The sequence below is a fragment of the Pseudomonas hamedanensis genome (assembly GCF_014268595.2).
In the GTDB taxonomy this organism is placed as follows: Bacteria; Pseudomonadota; Gammaproteobacteria; order Pseudomonadales; family Pseudomonadaceae; genus Aquipseudomonas; species Aquipseudomonas hamedanensis.
The window spans coordinates 474,956-491,132 of sequence record NZ_CP077091.1 but is presented as its reverse complement, the minus strand read 5'-3'; the positions used below and the strand labels follow the sequence as shown (position 1 = coordinate 491,132).

15 protein-coding genes and 2 pseudogenes are annotated in these 16,177 nt (G+C 60.1%); 7 read left to right on the top strand and 10 right to left on the bottom strand.

What is annotated here, in order from left to right:
* Positions 1–2: 2 nt before the first annotated feature.
* The 5 genes from cydB to miaE form a co-directional block, all read right to left on the bottom strand.
* Entirely contained in the window at positions 3–1,004 is a 1,002-nt protein-coding gene (gene cydB / locus HU739_RS02175; RefSeq protein ID WP_225922794.1) for a cytochrome d ubiquinol oxidase subunit II, read from the bottom strand.
* A gap of 12 nt (positions 1,005–1,016) precedes the next feature.
* The gene (locus HU739_RS02170; RefSeq protein ID WP_186546681.1) at positions 1,017–2,390 is read right to left on the bottom strand and encodes a cytochrome ubiquinol oxidase subunit I; all 1,374 of its coding nucleotides are present in this window, start codon (positions 2,388–2,390) and stop codon (positions 1,017–1,019) included.
* A gap of 8 nt (positions 2,391–2,398) precedes the next feature.
* A complete protein-coding gene (locus tag HU739_RS02165; RefSeq protein WP_186546682.1) occupies positions 2,399–2,788 on the bottom strand; it encodes a VOC family protein in 390 nt (129 codons plus the stop codon).
* A 24-nt stretch (positions 2,789–2,812) separates the two neighbouring features.
* Positions 2,813–3,028 carry a hypothetical protein gene (locus tag HU739_RS02160; protein ID WP_186546683.1) on the bottom strand — a complete coding sequence of 72 codons (216 nt, stop codon included), beginning with the start codon at positions 3,026–3,028 and terminating at the stop codon, positions 2,813–2,815.
* 202 nt (positions 3,029–3,230) lie between these two features.
* Positions 3,231–3,839, bottom strand: coding sequence for a tRNA-(ms[2]io[6]A)-hydroxylase (gene miaE, locus HU739_RS02155; protein WP_186546684.1), 609 nt, complete (start codon positions 3,837–3,839; stop codon positions 3,231–3,233).
* 158 nt (positions 3,840–3,997) lie between these two features.
* Between miaE and HU739_RS02150 the strand changes: the two genes are divergently transcribed.
* The gene (locus HU739_RS02150; RefSeq protein WP_186546685.1) at positions 3,998–4,861 is read left to right on the top strand and encodes a universal stress protein; all 864 of its coding nucleotides are present in this window, start codon (positions 3,998–4,000) and stop codon (positions 4,859–4,861) included.
* 107 nt (positions 4,862–4,968) lie between these two features.
* Here HU739_RS02150 and HU739_RS02145 read toward each other — a convergent pair whose 3' ends face one another.
* Positions 4,969–5,439 (bottom strand): DUF1289 domain-containing protein, encoded by a 471-nt coding sequence (locus HU739_RS02145; RefSeq protein WP_186546686.1) that lies wholly within the window; start codon positions 5,437–5,439, stop codon positions 4,969–4,971.
* Between the two features lie 467 nt (positions 5,440–5,906).
* On the opposite strand from HU739_RS02145, the gene acnB reads away from it, so the two are divergent.
* Positions 5,907–8,516: a bifunctional aconitate hydratase 2/2-methylisocitrate dehydratase gene (gene acnB, locus HU739_RS02140; RefSeq protein WP_186546705.1), complete on the top strand. Its 2,610-nt coding sequence runs from the start codon at positions 5,907–5,909 to the stop codon at positions 8,514–8,516.
* 252 nt (positions 8,517–8,768) lie between these two features.
* On the opposite strand, the gene HU739_RS02135 is transcribed toward acnB, so the two are convergent.
* Together HU739_RS02135 and HU739_RS02130 are read right to left on the bottom strand one after the other, a co-directional pair.
* Positions 8,769–10,049, bottom strand: coding sequence for an HAAAP family serine/threonine permease (locus tag HU739_RS02135; RefSeq protein WP_186546706.1), 1,281 nt, complete (start codon positions 10,047–10,049; stop codon positions 8,769–8,771).
* 244 nt (positions 10,050–10,293) lie between these two features.
* Positions 10,294–10,476 carry a hypothetical protein gene (locus tag HU739_RS02130; RefSeq protein ID WP_186546687.1) on the bottom strand — a complete coding sequence of 61 codons (183 nt, stop codon included), beginning with the start codon at positions 10,474–10,476 and terminating at the stop codon, positions 10,294–10,296.
* 500 nt (positions 10,477–10,976) lie between these two features.
* Here HU739_RS02130 and HU739_RS02125 point away from each other — a divergent pair, with 500 nt between their 5' ends.
* Together HU739_RS02125 and HU739_RS02120 are read left to right on the top strand one after the other, a co-directional pair.
* Positions 10,977–11,360 (top strand): tautomerase family protein, encoded by a 384-nt coding sequence (locus HU739_RS02125; RefSeq protein WP_186546688.1) that lies wholly within the window; start codon positions 10,977–10,979, stop codon positions 11,358–11,360.
* A gap of 274 nt (positions 11,361–11,634) precedes the next feature.
* Positions 11,635–12,603 (top strand): 2-hydroxyacid dehydrogenase, encoded by a 969-nt coding sequence (locus HU739_RS02120; protein WP_186546689.1) that lies wholly within the window; start codon positions 11,635–11,637, stop codon positions 12,601–12,603.
* Here HU739_RS02120 and HU739_RS02115 read toward each other — a convergent pair.
* Positions 12,600–12,833, bottom strand: a pseudogene (locus HU739_RS02115) (hypothetical protein); the annotation flags it as partial. The gene HU739_RS02120 and the pseudogene HU739_RS02115 sit on opposite strands and share 4 nt — an antisense overlap.
* Positions 12,834–12,871: 38 nt before the next feature.
* On the opposite strand from HU739_RS02115, the pseudogene HU739_RS02110 reads away from it, so the two are divergent.
* Positions 12,872–12,970: pseudogene (locus HU739_RS02110) on the top strand (toxin-antitoxin system YwqK family antitoxin); the annotation flags it as partial.
* Between the two features lie 116 nt (positions 12,971–13,086).
* Here HU739_RS02110 and HU739_RS02105 read toward each other — a convergent pair.
* Entirely contained in the window at positions 13,087–13,482 is a 396-nt protein-coding gene (locus tag HU739_RS02105; RefSeq protein ID WP_186546690.1) for a DUF4280 domain-containing protein, read from the bottom strand.
* A gap of 190 nt (positions 13,483–13,672) precedes the next feature.
* Here HU739_RS02105 and HU739_RS02100 point away from each other — a divergent pair, with 190 nt between their 5' ends.
* Together HU739_RS02100 and HU739_RS02095 are read left to right on the top strand one after the other, a co-directional pair.
* On the top strand, positions 13,673–14,740 hold the full coding sequence (locus tag HU739_RS02100) for a phosphotransferase family protein (protein WP_186546691.1): 1,068 nt from the start codon (positions 13,673–13,675) through the stop codon (positions 14,738–14,740).
* 37 nt (positions 14,741–14,777) lie between these two features.
* Positions 14,778–15,545 (top strand): SDR family oxidoreductase, encoded by a 768-nt coding sequence (locus HU739_RS02095; protein ID WP_095120260.1) that lies wholly within the window; start codon positions 14,778–14,780, stop codon positions 15,543–15,545.
* Positions 15,546–16,177 lie beyond the last annotated feature (632 nt).

Genomic DNA, 16,177 nt, shown 5'->3' with positions numbered 1-16,177 from the left:
TTTCAGGTGTGTTTGCCCACACGTACCTTGCCGCTGAAGACACGGAAACCGAAGGTGTTGTAAGCCAGCGTGATCGGTACCAACACCGCGAAACCGACCAGCATGAAGACCTGACTGTTCGGGCTGGCGGCTGCTTCGCTCAAGGTCAAGTCCGGCGGGATGATGTAGGGATACACGGCGACCAGCATCACGGCAAACGCCAGCACGAATACGCCCAGTGCGGCAAACAGCGGCGCACAGTCGAAGCGGCTGCGAAAACCTCTAGCGAACACCGCTGCTAAAACGCCAAGCAACAATCCCGCCGGCAATCCTAGCCGAACATCCATAAGCCGCCGGGCGTATTGCGGCTGCAACGTCGCCGTCCAGGCAATCAGCACCAGCAGCAACACCACGATAACCAGCGCCAAGCCACGCGCCTGGCGGGCGGCGCGCCGCTGCAACTCATCCAGGGTGCGCCAATACAGCCAGCACGTGCCCAGCCAAACGTAGCCGAGCACCAGCAGCAGACCGCAGAACAACGGGAACGGGCTCAGCCAGTCGCGACCCTCGCCGTGGTACTGACCGCCCTGATGCGCAACACCCTGAACCAGCGTGCCGAGTACCATGCCTTGCACACATCCGCTGACCAGCGAAGCAAGCGCCAACACGCTATCGACGGCGCGCTTGCGCTGCTCGTTCGCGGCGTAATCGCGAAACTCCAAGGCCATGGCGCGTGCGATCAATGCCAGAAACATCACAATGAACGGCACATACAGTGCCGGCAGCAGGATTGCGTACGCCAGCGGAAACATCGCAAGCAGTCCACCGCCGCCGAGCACCAGCCAGGTTTCGTTGGCGTCCCAGACAGGCAAAATCGTAACCGCCATGGCCCGGCGCTGCTGGCTGCAGTTCGTCAGGCCCATAAGCATGCCCACACCCAGATCGGTGCCGTCGAGCAACACGTAATTGAACACCGAGAAGGCCAGCGCAGCGGCGCACAGCAGGGTCAGCCAATCGGTGTCCATTCCGGCCATTGCTCAGTGCCCGGTCTCGTCGGCCAGCGTCGGCTGCGGCCCCGCTTGATCCCGCTGCGGCGGCTCACGCAAGAGGCGCAGCAACACCCACAGGCCGATCCCGAAAATCAGCAGATAAAACAGCAAAATCAGCCAGGTCGATCCGACGACTTGAGCCTTGGAAACCGACGACAGACTGTCGGCTGTGCGCATCAATCCATAAACCGTAAAAGGCTGGCGCCCCACTTCAGTGACGACCCAGCCGCTGAGCATCGCCAGAAAACCCGCCGGGGCCAGCAGCACGCAGCCGCCCAGCCACCAGCGAGCGCTGTACAGGCGTTGGCGCCGTCGCAGGATCAGGCTGAGCACGCCCTGCCCCAGCATCAGCAGCCCCAGCCCGACCATCAGCCGAAACGCGAAGAACACCGGCGCCACCGGGGGAATGTTCTGCGCGGGGAATTCATCGAGTGCAGCGATAGTGCTGGTCAAGTCGTGATGCAGGTACAACGAACCGAGCCGTGGAATCGCGACTTCCCAATGATTGCCGCGCGCCTCGTTGTCCGGCCAGGCAAACAGGCGCAACGGCTCCCCCGAGCCCTCGGCAGGGCGCGTCCACGAACCTTCGATGGCGGCGACTTTCGCCGGCTGGCTGTGCAGGGTGTGCCGACCATGCAAATCGCCGACCAGCATTTGCAGCGGCACCAACACGACAATCACCCACAGCGCCATGGAAAATTGCAGGCGCGCCCGTGGATTTTCAGAGGCCTTGCGCAACTGCCAGGCACTGATGCCCGCGACCAGACTGGCAGTGCCAAGCAACACCGCCAACGTCATGTGCGCCAGGCGATAGGGAAACGATGGATTGAAGATGATTGCCCACCAATCCTCGGCGATAAAACGCCCGTCGGCGCTCACCGAATAGCCGACGGGCGTGTGCATCCACGAGTTGGCCGAGAGAATCCAGAACGCACTGATCAACGACCCCACCGCCACCGCGCAGGTGGCGAAGAAATGCAAACGCGGGCCGACCTTTTTCTGCCCGAACAGCATGATGCCGAGAAACCCCGCTTCGATGAAAAACGCCGCCAGCACCTCGTAGAACATCAACGGGCCGAGAATATCGCCGGCCTGCACCGCCAGCCGCGACCAGTTCAGGCCGAACTGGTATTCCAGAATCAACCCGGAGGCCGTGCCCACCGCCACATTAAGCGCGAACACTTTCAGCCAGTAGCGGTAAACATCCAGATAAACCTGTCTCCCGCTCTTCAACCACAACGCTTCCAGCACCATAAGGAAATTCGCCAGGCCGATGCTGAACGCCGCCAGCACGATATGAAAACTGATCGTGATCGCGAACTGCGCGCGGGCCGCCATCAGGGCGGAATCGACGGGCTCCATGCAGGCATTCAGCCGCTGAAGAACACCGCAAGTTTGTTGCCTTCGGGGTCGCGCAGATAGGCCACGTAGAAGTCTGGCGTGTACGCCTCGCGGGTACCGGGTGGGCCTTCGTCGGTGCCGCCATGGCCCAGTCCGGCTTTGTGCACCTGATCGACCTGCTGCCGGGACTCGGCGCGAAACGCCGGCATCATGCCGTTGCCCGCGGTTGCCGGCTGGCCATTGAACGGTTTGGCGATGTGAACGCTGCCGGGGCCGTTGGACTTGTCTGCGGTACCGGGCAGATAGAAACAATCGTGTTCTTCGCGGTCGTGTTGATAACCCAGCGGGGTCAGGATTGCGTGATAGAAAGCCGCCGAACGCTCCACGTCGTTGGCACCGATAAACAGATAACTGAGCATGGGCTATTCCTCCGAAGGCAGTGTTCAGCGGTGGGGCTGCTGTTCGTTCAGGGTGAACAGATTGCCGGCTTCGCGCACCAATTGACGCCACTCGGCACTGGTGATCAGGCCCTGCTCTTCCATCTGGTCGGCAGCCTTGAGCAGTTCGTCATATTGATCTTCCGGATCGACGTCGGCCTCGGTTTGCCCTGCCCGTTTGCGCCAGGCCGCCAGTAACGCCTCTTTTAGCTGATCGGACATAGGGGTATCTCCTGAAGGACATACCCGATAGAAAGAATCAGCCGCGAGGAGGTTCAGCGCAGTCGACGGATGGACGGCCTCGTCCGAAAAACCACGGGGGCGAGCCTGCCCTCGGACCGTTTTCGGAGAACTTTCATACTCTCAAGGGTTTTTAACAATCAGACACAAGAGGGACTGGATTGGCGATCCAGCGCCTACCCGATCATGCGGCGGCCGGGACACCGCTGTGGAAGCGGAACTCCTCGTCCGGCGACTCGATCAGCGCCTGCTCGGCGGCGCGGACGCGCTCGATCACCTGAGCGACATCCTTCGCCTCACCATATTGATAAGCCAGTTTCAGATAGCCCTGAAAGTGCCGCGCCTCGCTTTTCAGCAGGCCGAAATAGAACTTGCCCAACTCTTCGTCCAGGTGCGGCACCAGCGCTTCGAAGCGCTCGCAACTGCGCGCTTCGATAAACGCGCCGACCACCAGCGTATCCACCAGTTTCACCGGCTCATGGCTGCGCACCACCTTGCGCAGGCCCGAGGCATAACGCCCCGCGTGAAGCTGGCGCAGCTCGATCTTGCGGCGTTTCATGATGCGCATGACTTGCTCGTGGTGCACCAGTTCTTCCCGGGCCAGACGCGACATCATGTTGATCAGGTCGACATGGGAATGGTACTTGGCAATCAGGCTCAGCGCGGTGCTGGCGGCCTTGAACTCGCAGTTCTTGTGGTCGATCAGCAGGGTTTCCTGATCGGCCAGTGCCGCCTGGACCCAGGCGTCGGGCGTGCGGCAGCCGAGGAATTCGTGGATTTCGGGAAGGATCATGGGGCTCACGGTAAAGGTGTTCGAGCGAAGGGCGCCGATTATACCGGCCTGCCCGCAGACCACCAGTCGCGAGCGTTGATATGTATCAAGTCACGATTGATCGCGCAGCAACTATAGTTGTGCAACGCCGTGCCTTTTCTTTGCTGGAGACTCCGCTCATGCAAGCCATTCGCAGCATTCTGGTGGTCATCGACCCTGAACATTCGGAAAGCCTGGCGCTCAAACGGGCCAAATTGATCGCGGGCGTGACCCAGGCCCATCTGCATCTGTTGGTGTGCGACAAAAAGCACGACCACGCCGGCCTGCTTAGCGTGCTCAAGGCCGCATTGCTTGCCGAGGGCTACAGCGTGACCACCGAACAGGCGTGGAACGACAGCCTCCACGAAACCATCATCGACGTGCAGCAGGCCGAAGGTTGCGGGCTGGTGATCAAACAGCACTTTCCCGACAGTTCGCTGAAAAAAGCCCTGCTGACCCCGGCCGACTGGAAACTGCTGCGCCATTGCCCTACTCCGGTGCTGCTGGTGAAAACCTCGGGGTCGTGGAAAGACAAGGTGATCCTCGCCGCCGTCGATGTCGGCAATGCCGACGGCGAGCACCGGCATCTGCACACCACCATCATCGATCATGGCTACGACATAGCGAGCCTGGCCAAGGCGCATTTGCACGTCATCACCGCGCATCCCTCGCCGATGCTGTCGGCAGCGGACCCGACGTTTCAGCTCAAGGAAACTATCCAGGCACGTTATCGCGAGCAATGCCGGGCGTTCCAGGCAGAATTTGATGTCGATGACGAACACCTGCACATCGAGGAAGGCCCGGCCGATGTGTTGATTCCGTTCATGGCGCACAAACTGCAGGCGGCGGTAACGGTGATAGGCACAGTGGCACGCAGCGGCTTGTCAGGCGCATTGATCGGCAACACCGCCGAAGCGGTACTGGATGCGCTGGAAAGCGATGTGCTGGTGCTCAAGCCGCAGGAAGTTGAGGATCATCTGGTGGAGCTGGCGGTGAAACATTAAGTCACTCCCTGGGATGCGACCCCCTGTAGGAGTGAGCCTGCTCGCGATCGCGGCGGATCATAGAGTGATGCGTTGACTGACACACCGCCTCGCGAGCAGGCTCACTCCTACAGTTGAAAAGCGTCTTTGAGGAACCCGGGTGCGATATAGCGCTGATAATGCGCTTCCGACAGCAGGAAAAATTCCCGATCAATGGCATCGCGCAACTCCGGCAGGTTCCACTCGCGAAACTCCGGCAGCAGCACCATTCCGTACGCTTCCAAATTAATGATCACCCGTGCGCCCCGGGCAATCAGTTGATACGCCCAGCAATATTCCGACTGATGCGGCACAAAGCGGATCTTGCGCTGTTCCAGTTGCTCGCGCAGGCGCGCCGGGTCGAAGATCTCGACCTTGCTGGCCATCACCTGTGACAGCAATTGCTCCAGACGCAGCCAGACCGCGCGCTTTTCCTCCTCGTTGTAACCGTTCCAATGGATCACTTCGTGGTGGAATCGCTTGCAGCCACGGCACACCAGATCTCCATAAACCGTGGAGCAGAGGCCGACGCAAGGGGTCTTGATGGTCTGATTGGGCATAAGTAGACAAAACACTGAAACGCGGAACAGGCCGGCATGTTAGCCCTTTGTCGGGCATTGATCACCCCTCAAACACCAAGGTCTCAGGCGCGCCGTGGCTTTGCCGCCCCGGCGCGCATTGCCACGAAAGTCCAATAGAGCGCGACTTACCTTTAAATTTTTTTTGCCGTAGAATCAGCCAGCCTTTTAAGGCGCCAATGTCCGTTAGAAGCTGTTTTCAAAGCGTCACGAGCACAGTCGTTCCTTCAGAGCGGTGTTGGCGAAGGGTTTTTCCAGCGGGGAAAAGCCCAACGCCAACCCTCATCAGCTCCCCGTTCTGCAGGCGTAAAACTTTGAAAGCAGCTTCTGTAAGGAATGGTCGGTAATTCTGGCTAAGCGGCCCACAACGCCACGCAGCGCATGAGTACGAGCATTTCGCGACGAGCGTCCCGGACACCCATTTGGGACCACTGATGAGGGTAATAACTGTGCTTGAAGCCTACCGCAAACATATCGAAGAGCGTGCAGCCCTGGGTATCGTTCCCCAGCCGCTTAACGCCGAACAAACAGCAGGCCTGGTCGAGCTGCTGAAGAACCCTCCGGCTGGCGAAGAAGCTTTCCTCGTTGACCTGATCACCAATCGCGTACCACCTGGAGTGGACGAAGCCGCCTACGTCAAGGCCGGCTTCCTGTCTGCTCTGGCCAAGGGCGAAGCCACCTCCCCTCTGCTGGACAAGAAACGCGCTGTAGAACTGCTCGGCACCATGCAGGGCGGCTACAACATCGTCACTCTGGTCGAGCTGCTGGACGACGCCGAGCTGGCGCCAGTCGCCGCCGAAGAACTCAAGCACACCCTGCTAATGTTCGACGCCTTCCACGACGTCGCGGAAAAAGCCAAGAACGGCAACGTTCACGCCAAGGCCGTGCTGCAATCCTGGGCTGACGGCGAGTGGTTCAAGAAGCGCCCGGTGCTGGCCGACAAGATCAGCCTGCGCGTGTTCAAGGTCACCGGCGAAACCAACACCGACGACCTGTCGCCTGCGCCAGACGCCTGGTCCCGCCCGGACATCCCGCTGCACGCCCTGGCCATGCTGAAAATGGCCCGTGACGGCATCGTTCCGGACGAGCAAGGCAAGACCGGCCCGATGAAGCAGATCGAAGAAATGCGCGGCCAGGGCTTCCCGATCGCCTACGTCGGTGACGTGGTTGGTACCGGTTCCTCGCGTAAATCGGCAACCAACTCGGTGCTGTGGTTCTTCGGCGACGACATTCCTTACGTGCCGAACAAGCGCGCCGGCGGTTTCTGCTTCGGCAGCAAAATTGCACCGATCTTCTACAACACCATGGAAGATGCTGGCGCCCTGCCGATCGAGTTCGACGTGTCGAACATGAACATGGGCGACGTGATCGACCTGTACCCGCACGCTGGCAAAGTCTGCAAGCACGGTACCGACGAAGTCATCACCACCTTCGAAATGAAGACCCCTGTGCTGCTGGACGAAGTCCGTGCCGGCGGTCGTATTCCGCTGATCATCGGCCGTGGCCTGACCGAGAAGGCTCGCGCCGAACTGGGTCTGCCAGCGTTCGACCTGTTCAAGAAGCCTGATGCACCGATTGAAAGCACCAAGGGTTACACCCTGGCGCAGAAAATGGTCGGCAAGGCTTGCGGTCTGGCAGAAGGCAAAGGCATCCGTCCTGGCACCTACTGCGAACCGAAAATGACCACCGTAGGTTCTCAGGACACCACCGGTCCCATGACCCGTGACGAACTGAAAGACCTGGCGTGCCTGGGCTTCTCCGCTGATCTGGTGATGCAGTCGTTCTGCCACACCGCGGCTTATCCGAAGCCGATCGACGTGACCACCCACCACACCCTGCCTGACTTCATCATGACCCGCGGCGGCGTTTCCCTGCGTCCGGGCGACGGCATCATCCACTCGTGGCTGAACCGCATGCTGCTGCCAGACACCGTCGGTACCGGTGGTGACTCGCACACCCGTTTCCCGATGGGCATCTCGTTCCCGGCCGGTTCCGGTCTGGTTGCGTTCGCCGCTGCCACCGGCGTCATGCCGCTGGACATGCCGGAATCGATCCTGGTGCGCTTCAAAGGCAAGATGAAACCTGGCATCACCCTGCGTGACCTGGTTCATGCCATTCCGTACTTCGCCATCCAGAACGGTCTGCTGACCGTCGAGAAGAAAGGCAAGAAAAACGCCTTCTCCGGCCGCATCCTGGAAATCGAAGGCCTGGAAGGTCTGACCCTGGAACAGGCGTTCGAACTGTCCGACGCCTCGGCCGAACGTTCGGCTGCCGGTTGCACCATCAAGCTGTCGAAAGAATCGATCACCGAGTACCTGAACTCCAACATCACCCTGCTGCGCTGGATGATCGGCGAAGGCTACGGCGATGCACGTACCCTGGAACGTCGTGCGCAAGCGATGGAAGCCTGGGTTGCCAATCCGGAACTGATGGAAGCCGATGCCGACGCCGAATACGCCGAAGTCATCGAAATCGATCTGGCCGACATCAACGAGCCTGTGCTCTGCGCACCGAACGATCCGGACGACGCCCGTCTGCTGTCCAGCGTTGCTGGCGAGAAGATCGACGAAGTGTTCATCGGTTCGTGCATGACCAACATCGGTCACTTCCGCGCTGCCGGTAAACTGCTGGATCAGGTCAAGGGTCAGCTGCCAACTCGTCTGTGGCTGTCGCCGCCGACCAAGATGGACGCTCACCAACTGACCGAAGAAGGCTACTACGGGATCTACGGCAAGGCTGGCGCACGCATGGAAATGCCAGGCTGCTCGCTGTGCATGGGCAACCAGGCACGCGTTGAGCCGAACAGCACCGTGGTCTCCACGTCGACCCGTAACTTCCCGAACCGTCTGGGCGACGGCGCGAACGTCTACCTGGCTTCGGCTGAGCTGGCGTCCGTTGCGTCGATCCTGGGTCGCCTGCCGACCGTCGAGGAGTACATGGAATACGCTGGCAAGATCGACAGCATGGCGGCCGATATCTACCGCTACCTGTCCTTCGACCAGATTGCCGAGTTCCGTGAGGCTGCTGCGAACGCCAACATCCCGGTCGTTCAAGCCTAACGCTGCAACGCAATAAAAAACGCCGCCCATCGTCAGATGAGCGGCGTTTTTTTTGCCTGTAACAATCCAGAACCACCGCAAATCCCCTGTAGGAGTGAGCCTGCTCGCGATAGCGCTTATTCAGACACGTATGTATACCTGACGCACCGCTATCGCGAGCAGGCTCACTCCTACAAGGGATCGTCGCCATGCGAACGTAAAAAAACCGCTGCACACAGGGCGTGCAGCGGCTGTCGTTCACTTGAAGCGACGTTACATCGTCAGCTTGTAAACCAGCGCCGAAATCGCCACCAGGCCCACCGCCGTGACAAACACGTTCGAGGCCTGGCCGCGATAACGGGCCATCGCTGGCACTTTACGGATGGCGTACATCGGCATCAGGAACAGGATCGCCGCAATCACCGGGCCACCGATGGTTTCGATCATGCCCAGGATGCTCGGATTCAGCGTCGCCACGATCCAGCAGATCACCAGCATAAACGCCGCGACGATGCGATCCAGCGCCTTGGCACCCGGACGCTTGCCACTCTTGACGATCAGGCCTTTGAGGCCTTCGCTGGCACCGATGTAGTGACCGAGGAATGACTTGGAAATCGCCACGAACGCAATCAACGGCGCGGCGAAGGCAATGGTCGGGTTGCTGAAGTGGTTGGCCAGGTACGACAGGATCGACAGGTTCTGCGCTTTCGCCTCAGCCAGTTGTTCCGGCGACAGGGTCAGCACGCAGCTGAACACAAAGAACAGCACCATCAGCACCATCAACGCATGGGCGCGGGAGAGGATCTGCGAACTGCGCGCCTCGGCGTGCACGCCGTAACGGCGCTTCTGATCCACCGCAAACGCCGAGATGATGGGTGAATGGTTGAACGAGAACACCATCACCGGAATCGCCAGCCACAGGGTATGCAGCAGCGCCGACGGCGCCGGCACCTGCGATGCCGTGGCGAGGATGCCGCCGTTCCAGTGCGGAATCAGGTACACCGCGAGAAACAGCAGCGCGACGATGAACGGGTAAACCATCAGGCTCATGGCCTTGACGATGGCCTGCTCACCGCAACGCACCACGGCCAGCAGCCCGAGAATCAGCACGAACGACAGCAGCACACGCGGCGGCGGCGTGATGTGCAGTTGGTGCTCAAGGAAACTGGCGACCGTGTTGGTCAGGCCGACGCTGTAGATCAGCAGGATCGGAAAGATCGCGAAGAAATACAGCAGCGTGATCAACGCACCCGCCTTGATGCCGAAATGCTGCTCGACCACTTCGGTGATGTCGGCTCCTTCACGACCGGACAATACAAAACGGGTCAGTCCACGGTGGGCGTAGAACGTCATCGGGAACGCCAGCAGCGCGAGGATCACCAGCGGCCAGAAGCCACCCAGCCCTGCATTGATCGGCAAAAACAGGGTACCGGCGCCAATGGCCGTCCCAAACAGTCCCAGCATCCAGGTGGTGTCCTGGCGATTCCAGCTCGAAAGTTCAGCGGGGGCTGCTGCGTCAAAGCGCTTTTCGAGGCTATTGGCCTGATCATTCATCCGGTCGGATCTCCGCATTCCGGTCACTTGCCACTCGGTCGGGACGCGTCGGAAAAAACCGACAGACATGCTCCGGCCGAAACAGGGGCGCGATTCTCCGTGATAAATCAAGCGAAGCAAAGACTTAGCTGAGGAATGGTTGTGCGGAGCAGATTGATGAGCAGTCGTTTTCAGGATATTAACTGTCGTTATCCGAGATGATACGTGTCGTTTACTGGAACGAAGCGGACGCCGATGCGCAACATCAAAGGGTTCGGGCCAACACGAACGCGAGTCCGATACCGATGGCAGCCAACAACATACCAAGACCAAAAAGCATAAGCGCTTCACGCATCTCGGCTTTGTGGAAAGGTCTCATGGCCTCCCTGAAATCAAGCTCTTCTTCATACAGCCTTTCTATTCTGGCCCTGCGTTGTTCTGAATTCATAATCGTCTCGTTATTTGAAATAAGCGGAGGGTTGTGACGAGTTCCTTGTCCGGTGGTTTTACAATTTGAGGAATAGTCCAAACACAGACGCGAATGCAGTTAACACTGCGGCGCCTGCCACGAGCGGATAAAAGAACGTCTCGCGCTTCAGCTTTGCTTCCTCAGCCAAGAGCTTGCGCTTCTCCGCCCCGAGTTTTTGAGCTTCCGTCTGAAGCTTTTCAATTCAGTACTTTCGCGATCATCAAAAAACATGTGCCTTCCCTGGCTTGTCATGGGCATCCGCGGCAAGCACATACTTGATCAGCGTCGCCTTCTTGCATCCATCATTTCGGTTTCAGCAAATGCTGGCTAGCAGACACATCTGCCATCCCCGTAGGCAAAATCCGCGAGTCTCGTAAGCTCCCTCATACACAGAAATCCAAACGATTCCAAACCAATCGCCCGCCAGAATCCCGTGTTTGATCTAGCTTGAGAGAAGCCACTCACCCCAGGAGTCTGCCATGCCACTGGTTCGCGTCGACATCCATCAAAACCCCGACCCCACCTTCGCCAAACGTATCGGCGAACAGATCTACGCCGCCCTGCGCAGCTGTATCGATGTGCCGGAACACGATAACTTTCAGATCCTCGCCGAACACGACCGCCAGCACTTTGTCTACGATCCGCAATACCTCGGCATCCAGCGCAGCGAGGGCGTGGTGTTCATCCAGATCACCATCAGCGAAGGTCGCACGGTGGAGAAAAAGCAGTTGCTGTTCAAAACCATCGCCGAGAGTCTTCACGCACAATTGGCGGTGCGCCTGGAGGATGTGTTCATCAATCTGGTAGAAGTGAAAAAAGAGAACTGGTCATTCGGCAACGGCCTGGCGCAGTACGTCACCTGATCCGCCGGTTGACAGCCCGAGTCCATGGCGCCGACATAACGTTCCAGGTCGGCGCTCGTCAGAATGGGCGCCTTCGCTAAAGAGTTGCGTCAATCGGCAGGATGGCGGCAGCGCAGCGGACCACCGGTGCACTGCCAGCCCTTGCTTCTTGCTCGATGCCGTCCAGAATCAGAGCATTGCGGCGCGGATGACAGCGATTGCCAAGCCGCTGCGGATTCAGCACTCTGAATGACTTTCGCGACCATCCCCCGCCGCCGATCACAGGAGCCGCGCAATGCCCGCAACCGTTCTGGTACTGGTTGAAACCATCAATGACTATCTGCCGATTCTCGAACGTCAAGGCTTTCACCTGATTCTCGCCCCTACGCCGGCCGAGCGTGCGCAAGCCATCGTCACCCACGGCAGCCGCATCGATGCGGTGCTGACCCGTGGCCCGCTGGGCCTGAACGCCGATGAAATCGCCGCCCTGCCCGCGCTGAAAATCATCACGGTGATCGGCGCCGGTTACGAGCAAGTCGACCTGCAAGCGGCCAGCGACCGCGGCATTACCGTCACCAACGGGGCCGGCGTCAACGCCTCCTCGGTAGCCGACCATGCAATGGCGATGCTGTTGGCGCTGGTGCGTGACATTGCGCGTTGCGACGCTGCCGTTCGCCGCGGTGAATGGCCGAAGATCATGCGTCCGTCGCTGGCCGGCAAACGTCTGGGCATTCTTGGATTGGGTGCGGTGGGCATGGCAATCGCCAAACGCGCGGCCTTGGGCTTCGACATGCAGATCTGCTATCACAGCCGCCAGATGCGCAGCGATGTGCCTTATGCCTTCTGCTCGACCCCGACCGAACTGGCGCGGGCCGCAGACTTCCTGATCGTCGCCACCCCCGGCGGACTCGGCACCCAGCATCTGGTGACCCGCACGGTGCTTGACGCCCTCGGACCGAACGGTTTTATCGTCAACATTGCCCGGGCCAGCGTGATCGCCACGGCGGACCTGATCAGCGCTCTGGAGCAACGGCGGATCGCCGGCGCCGCGCTGGATGTGTTCGACCACGAGCCGCACGTGGCGGATGCGCTGAAAGCCCTGAGCAACGTGCTGCTGACGCCACACGTCGCCGGCCTGTCACCGGAAGCCACCCAGGGCACGGTGGAACTGGTGGGCAAAAATCTCATGGCGTTCTTTTCCGGCGAGCCGGTACTGACGCCCATCACGCTGCCGCCCAGGCTCAACGATCAGCGTGTGCACTAAAGTACACCGAGCAGGGTCCACAACCGCCGCGATTCGGCATCGGCGCTGATCAACTCCCCCAATAACTCGCTCAACGGTTTATTGCCCCACTCGACCCCGCGCCGGATCAGGTACGGCACCGGGCTGTGGGGTTCGGTGCGGGCCAGGTATTCGGCGATCAGCAGCAACTGCCGATACGCCTCGTCACGGCTGGCCGGTCGCGCAAAGCCTGGGCCACCGCTGCCGGCGCTTCAGGCTGCGTCATGGCGGCCGGTGTTTCGAGGAATAGGGCTTTGCCGAAGATGGGCGGCCGTTGGGGGCGGACGGCAAGCCGATTTCGCGGGTGCGCTGGTGGTATCGGCGGTGGGCGGATCCACAGCAGGCCTGACAGCTCTCTGTTGGCAGAACCGGCCTCTTCGCGAGCAAGCCCGCTCCCACAGTTGATCGCATTCCAATGTGGGAGCGGGCTTGCCCGCGAAGGGGCCGGCACACTCAACTCGGATCTCAGGGAATGAGCATCTGCATCTGCCCCGGCATCACGATCTTGATCACCCCCGCCCAGTTGCACATCAATGTGCTGTTGGCATCGATCGCCGGCATCCCGCCGAGCAACAGCGTCGGCGCCCCCCCTGGGATCCACGGCGTCGCCGTCGCCGGAATGCACGGCATCGGCGTCAGCACGCCGAGCGCCGCCGCGGTGGCGGCCGCCACCATCGGATTGGCCATGCTCATGCACACGCCGAACGGCAGGATGTTGACCAGCGGGATGTGATCCATGATGTTCGCCGCTGGCATCCCGCCCGTCAGGGTGCGATTGACCGGCAACACGTTGAGCATCGACGGCGCGGCGCCGAAGCTGCATTGCAGGGTGGCGCTGGCACAGACTTGCGGGCAGCCCATTTGCGCTCTCCTTGTTGGACACGGCATACCTGCTGAACCTTAGTCGGCTGCGCCCCGTTGTGCACATTCCCACAGGTGATTATTCGGCAACACGCTAACCTATAAGACCTGCCCGCGCTTGTGAGCGACCGAGCGCGCCATTAGATTAGCCAATGATGTCTGGCCTCCAAAATAAGCAGAAGGGATAAGCATGGCGCTTACTGACCAGTCCACCCGTATCCGCTCCGGCGAAGAACTCGATGCCAGCCTGATCGATCCGTACCTCAAGGCGCACATTCCGGGCCTGACCGGCACACCTGCAATCAGCCAGTTTCCCGGCGGTGCGTCGAACCTGACCTACCTGCTCGAATACCCGCAGCAGGAGTTTGTCCTGCGCCGCCCACCGTTCGGCCACAAGGCCAAATCGGCCCACGACATGGGCCGTGAATTCCGCATCCTCAATCAATTGCGTGACGGCTTTCCGTACTGCCCGAAAGCCTACGTGCATTGCACCGACGAAGCCGTGATTGGCGCCGAGTTCTACGTGATGGAACGCGTCAACGGCATTATCCTGCGCGCCGAACTGCCACCGGAACTGGGCCTCGATTCGGCAAAAACCGAAGCGCTGTGCAAAAGCTTCATCGACCGTTTCGTCGAACTGCACCGCGTTGACTACAACGCCTGCGGCCTCGGCGACCTCGGCAAGCCTGAAGGCTACGTCGCCCGCCAGATCAAAGGCTGGAGCGAACGCTACGAAAAAGCCCTGACCCCGGACGCCCCGCACTGGGAGAAAGTCAAAACCTGGCTCAACGACAAGATGCCGGCCGACCACCCGACCTCAAGCATCGTCCACAACGATTACCGCTTCGATAACGTCATCCTCGACCCGGACAACCCGATGCAAATCATCGGCGTACTCGACTGGGAACTGACCACCCTCGGCGACCCGCTGATGGACCTGGGCAACACCCTCGCCTACTGGATCCAGGCCGACGATCCGGCGCCGGTGCAACTGATGCGCCGCCAGCCGAGCCACGCACCGGGCATGCTGACCCGCCGTGAGTTCGTCGATTACTACGCCGAGCGCTCGGGCATCCAGATCGACAATTTCGACTTCTACTACACCTACGGCCTGTTCCGTCTGGCCGGCATCGTGCAGCAGATCTACTACCGCTTCTACCATGGCCAGACCCAGGACAAACGCTTCGCGCAGTTCATTCACATGAACAAACTGCTCGAGCAGATGAGCTTGCAGGTCATTTCGAAATCGAGCCTCTGACCCAGGCCTCCAACAAGACTTTTCACAAGGGAACCCTATGTCCAAGACTCAGTTGTTCGACCTCGACGGCAAAATCGCGTTCGTCTCCGGCGCCAGCCGTGGCATCGGTGAAGCGATCGCCAAACTGCTGGCCCAGCAAGGCGCCCACGTGATCGTCTCGAGCCGCAAACTCGACGGTTGCCAGCACGTCGCCGACGCAATCATCGCCGCCGGCGGCAAAGCCACCGCCGTCGCCTGCCACATCGGTGAGATGGAGCAGATCAGCCAAGTGTTTGCCGGGATCAAGGAACAGTTCGGCCGCCTCGATATCCTGGTCAACAACGCCGCCACCAACCCACAGTTCTGCAACGTGCTCGACACCGATCTGGGTGCCTTTCAGAAAACCGTCGACGTGAACATTCGCGGTTACTTCTTCATGTCGGTGGAAGCCGGCAAGTTGATGCGCGAAAACGGTGGCGGCAGCATCATCAACGTCGCCTCGATCAACGGCATCTCGCCGGGGATTTTCCAGGGGATCTACTCGGTGACCAAGGCCGCGGTGATCAACATGACCAAAGTCTTCGCCAAGGAATGCGCGCAGTTCGGCATCCGCTGCAATGCCCTGCTGCCAGGCCTGACCGACACCAAATTTGCCTCGGCGCTGGTGAAGAACGACGCGATCCTGAAACAGGCACTGACGCAAATCCCGCTCAAACGCGTCGCCGACCCGAGCGAAATGGCCGGAGCGGTGCTCTACCTAGCCAGCGACGCGTCGAGCTACACCACCGGTGTTGCGCTGAATGTGGACGGCGGGTTCCTGTCCTGATTTTTCAAGACACGCTTAACTTCTGTGGAAGAGAGCTTGCTGGCGAACGGTGTGTCAGTCACCTGCATCCGGACTGACACAACGCCTTCGCGAGCAAGCCCGCTCCCACAGGATCGGTGCATGATTCCAGGCTTCCTGCACCCGAGTCATCGCCAACCTTATTGCGTGACGCAGCGGGTAGTCGTGATATGGCGTGTCACCTGCTCATCCACATACATATCCCCGGCCACCTCAGTATTTTCCAATACCTCACACCTGCGTTCCGGCGGTGGCGGCGGCGCTGCCGGCGGAGGGGGTGGCGGACTGGCACAGCCAGCCATCAACACTGCAAAAAAAGCCAACGGCAACACGCGTTTCCCAAGATTATTCATAGGACGACCCGCGGAAAGTGAGAGACAAACTCCCGCAACCGAACCGGCCACGGGAGACCTGACACCCATTCTTTATAGCCGAGCCCCCGGCGAGCGCCAGTAAAGCCGGGATTTCGGAGGAGACTGGCTGTCGAAATTGCGTTGCCGGACAGGACGCCTTCGCTGGCAAGCCAGCTCCCACAGTTGGGGTTGGGTGAATCTGATGGAAATGAGGCGGCTGGTCGGCCGTCATCGCGAGCAGGCTCACTCCTACAATTGAAT

Bases quoted from the DNA above. Each gene is read 5' to 3' on its own strand.
- cydB (WP_225922794.1), bottom strand. From the start codon at position 1,004: ATGGACACCGATTGGCTGACCCTGCTGTGCGCCGCTGCGCTGGCCTTC.
- HU739_RS02170 (WP_186546681.1), bottom strand. From the start codon at position 2,390: ATGGAGCCCGTCGATTCCGCCCTGATGGCGGCCCGCGCGCAGTTCGCG.
- HU739_RS02165 (WP_186546682.1), bottom strand. From the start codon at position 2,788: ATGCTCAGTTATCTGTTTATCGGTGCCAACGACGTGGAGCGTTCGGCG.
- HU739_RS02160 (WP_186546683.1), bottom strand. From the start codon at position 3,028: ATGTCCGATCAGCTAAAAGAGGCGTTACTGGCGGCCTGGCGCAAACGG.
- miaE (WP_186546684.1), bottom strand. From the start codon at position 3,839: ATGATCCTTCCCGAAATCCACGAATTCCTCGGCTGCCGCACGCCCGAC.
- HU739_RS02150 (WP_186546685.1), top strand. From the start codon at position 3,998: ATGCAAGCCATTCGCAGCATTCTGGTGGTCATCGACCCTGAACATTCG.
- HU739_RS02145 (WP_186546686.1), bottom strand. From the start codon at position 5,439: ATGCCCAATCAGACCATCAAGACCCCTTGCGTCGGCCTCTGCTCCACG.
- HU739_RS02135 (WP_186546706.1), bottom strand. From the start codon at position 10,049: ATGAATGATCAGGCCAATAGCCTCGAAAAGCGCTTTGACGCAGCAGCC.
- HU739_RS02130 (WP_186546687.1), bottom strand. From the start codon at position 10,476: ATGAATTCAGAACAACGCAGGGCCAGAATAGAAAGGCTGTATGAAGAA.
- HU739_RS02125 (WP_186546688.1), top strand. From the start codon at position 10,977: ATGCCACTGGTTCGCGTCGACATCCATCAAAACCCCGACCCCACCTTC.
- HU739_RS02120 (WP_186546689.1), top strand. From the start codon at position 11,635: ATGCCCGCAACCGTTCTGGTACTGGTTGAAACCATCAATGACTATCTG.
- HU739_RS02105 (WP_186546690.1), bottom strand. From the start codon at position 13,482: ATGGGCTGCCCGCAAGTCTGTGCCAGCGCCACCCTGCAATGCAGCTTC.
- HU739_RS02100 (WP_186546691.1), top strand. From the start codon at position 13,673: ATGGCGCTTACTGACCAGTCCACCCGTATCCGCTCCGGCGAAGAACTC.
- HU739_RS02095 (WP_095120260.1), top strand. From the start codon at position 14,778: ATGTCCAAGACTCAGTTGTTCGACCTCGACGGCAAAATCGCGTTCGTC.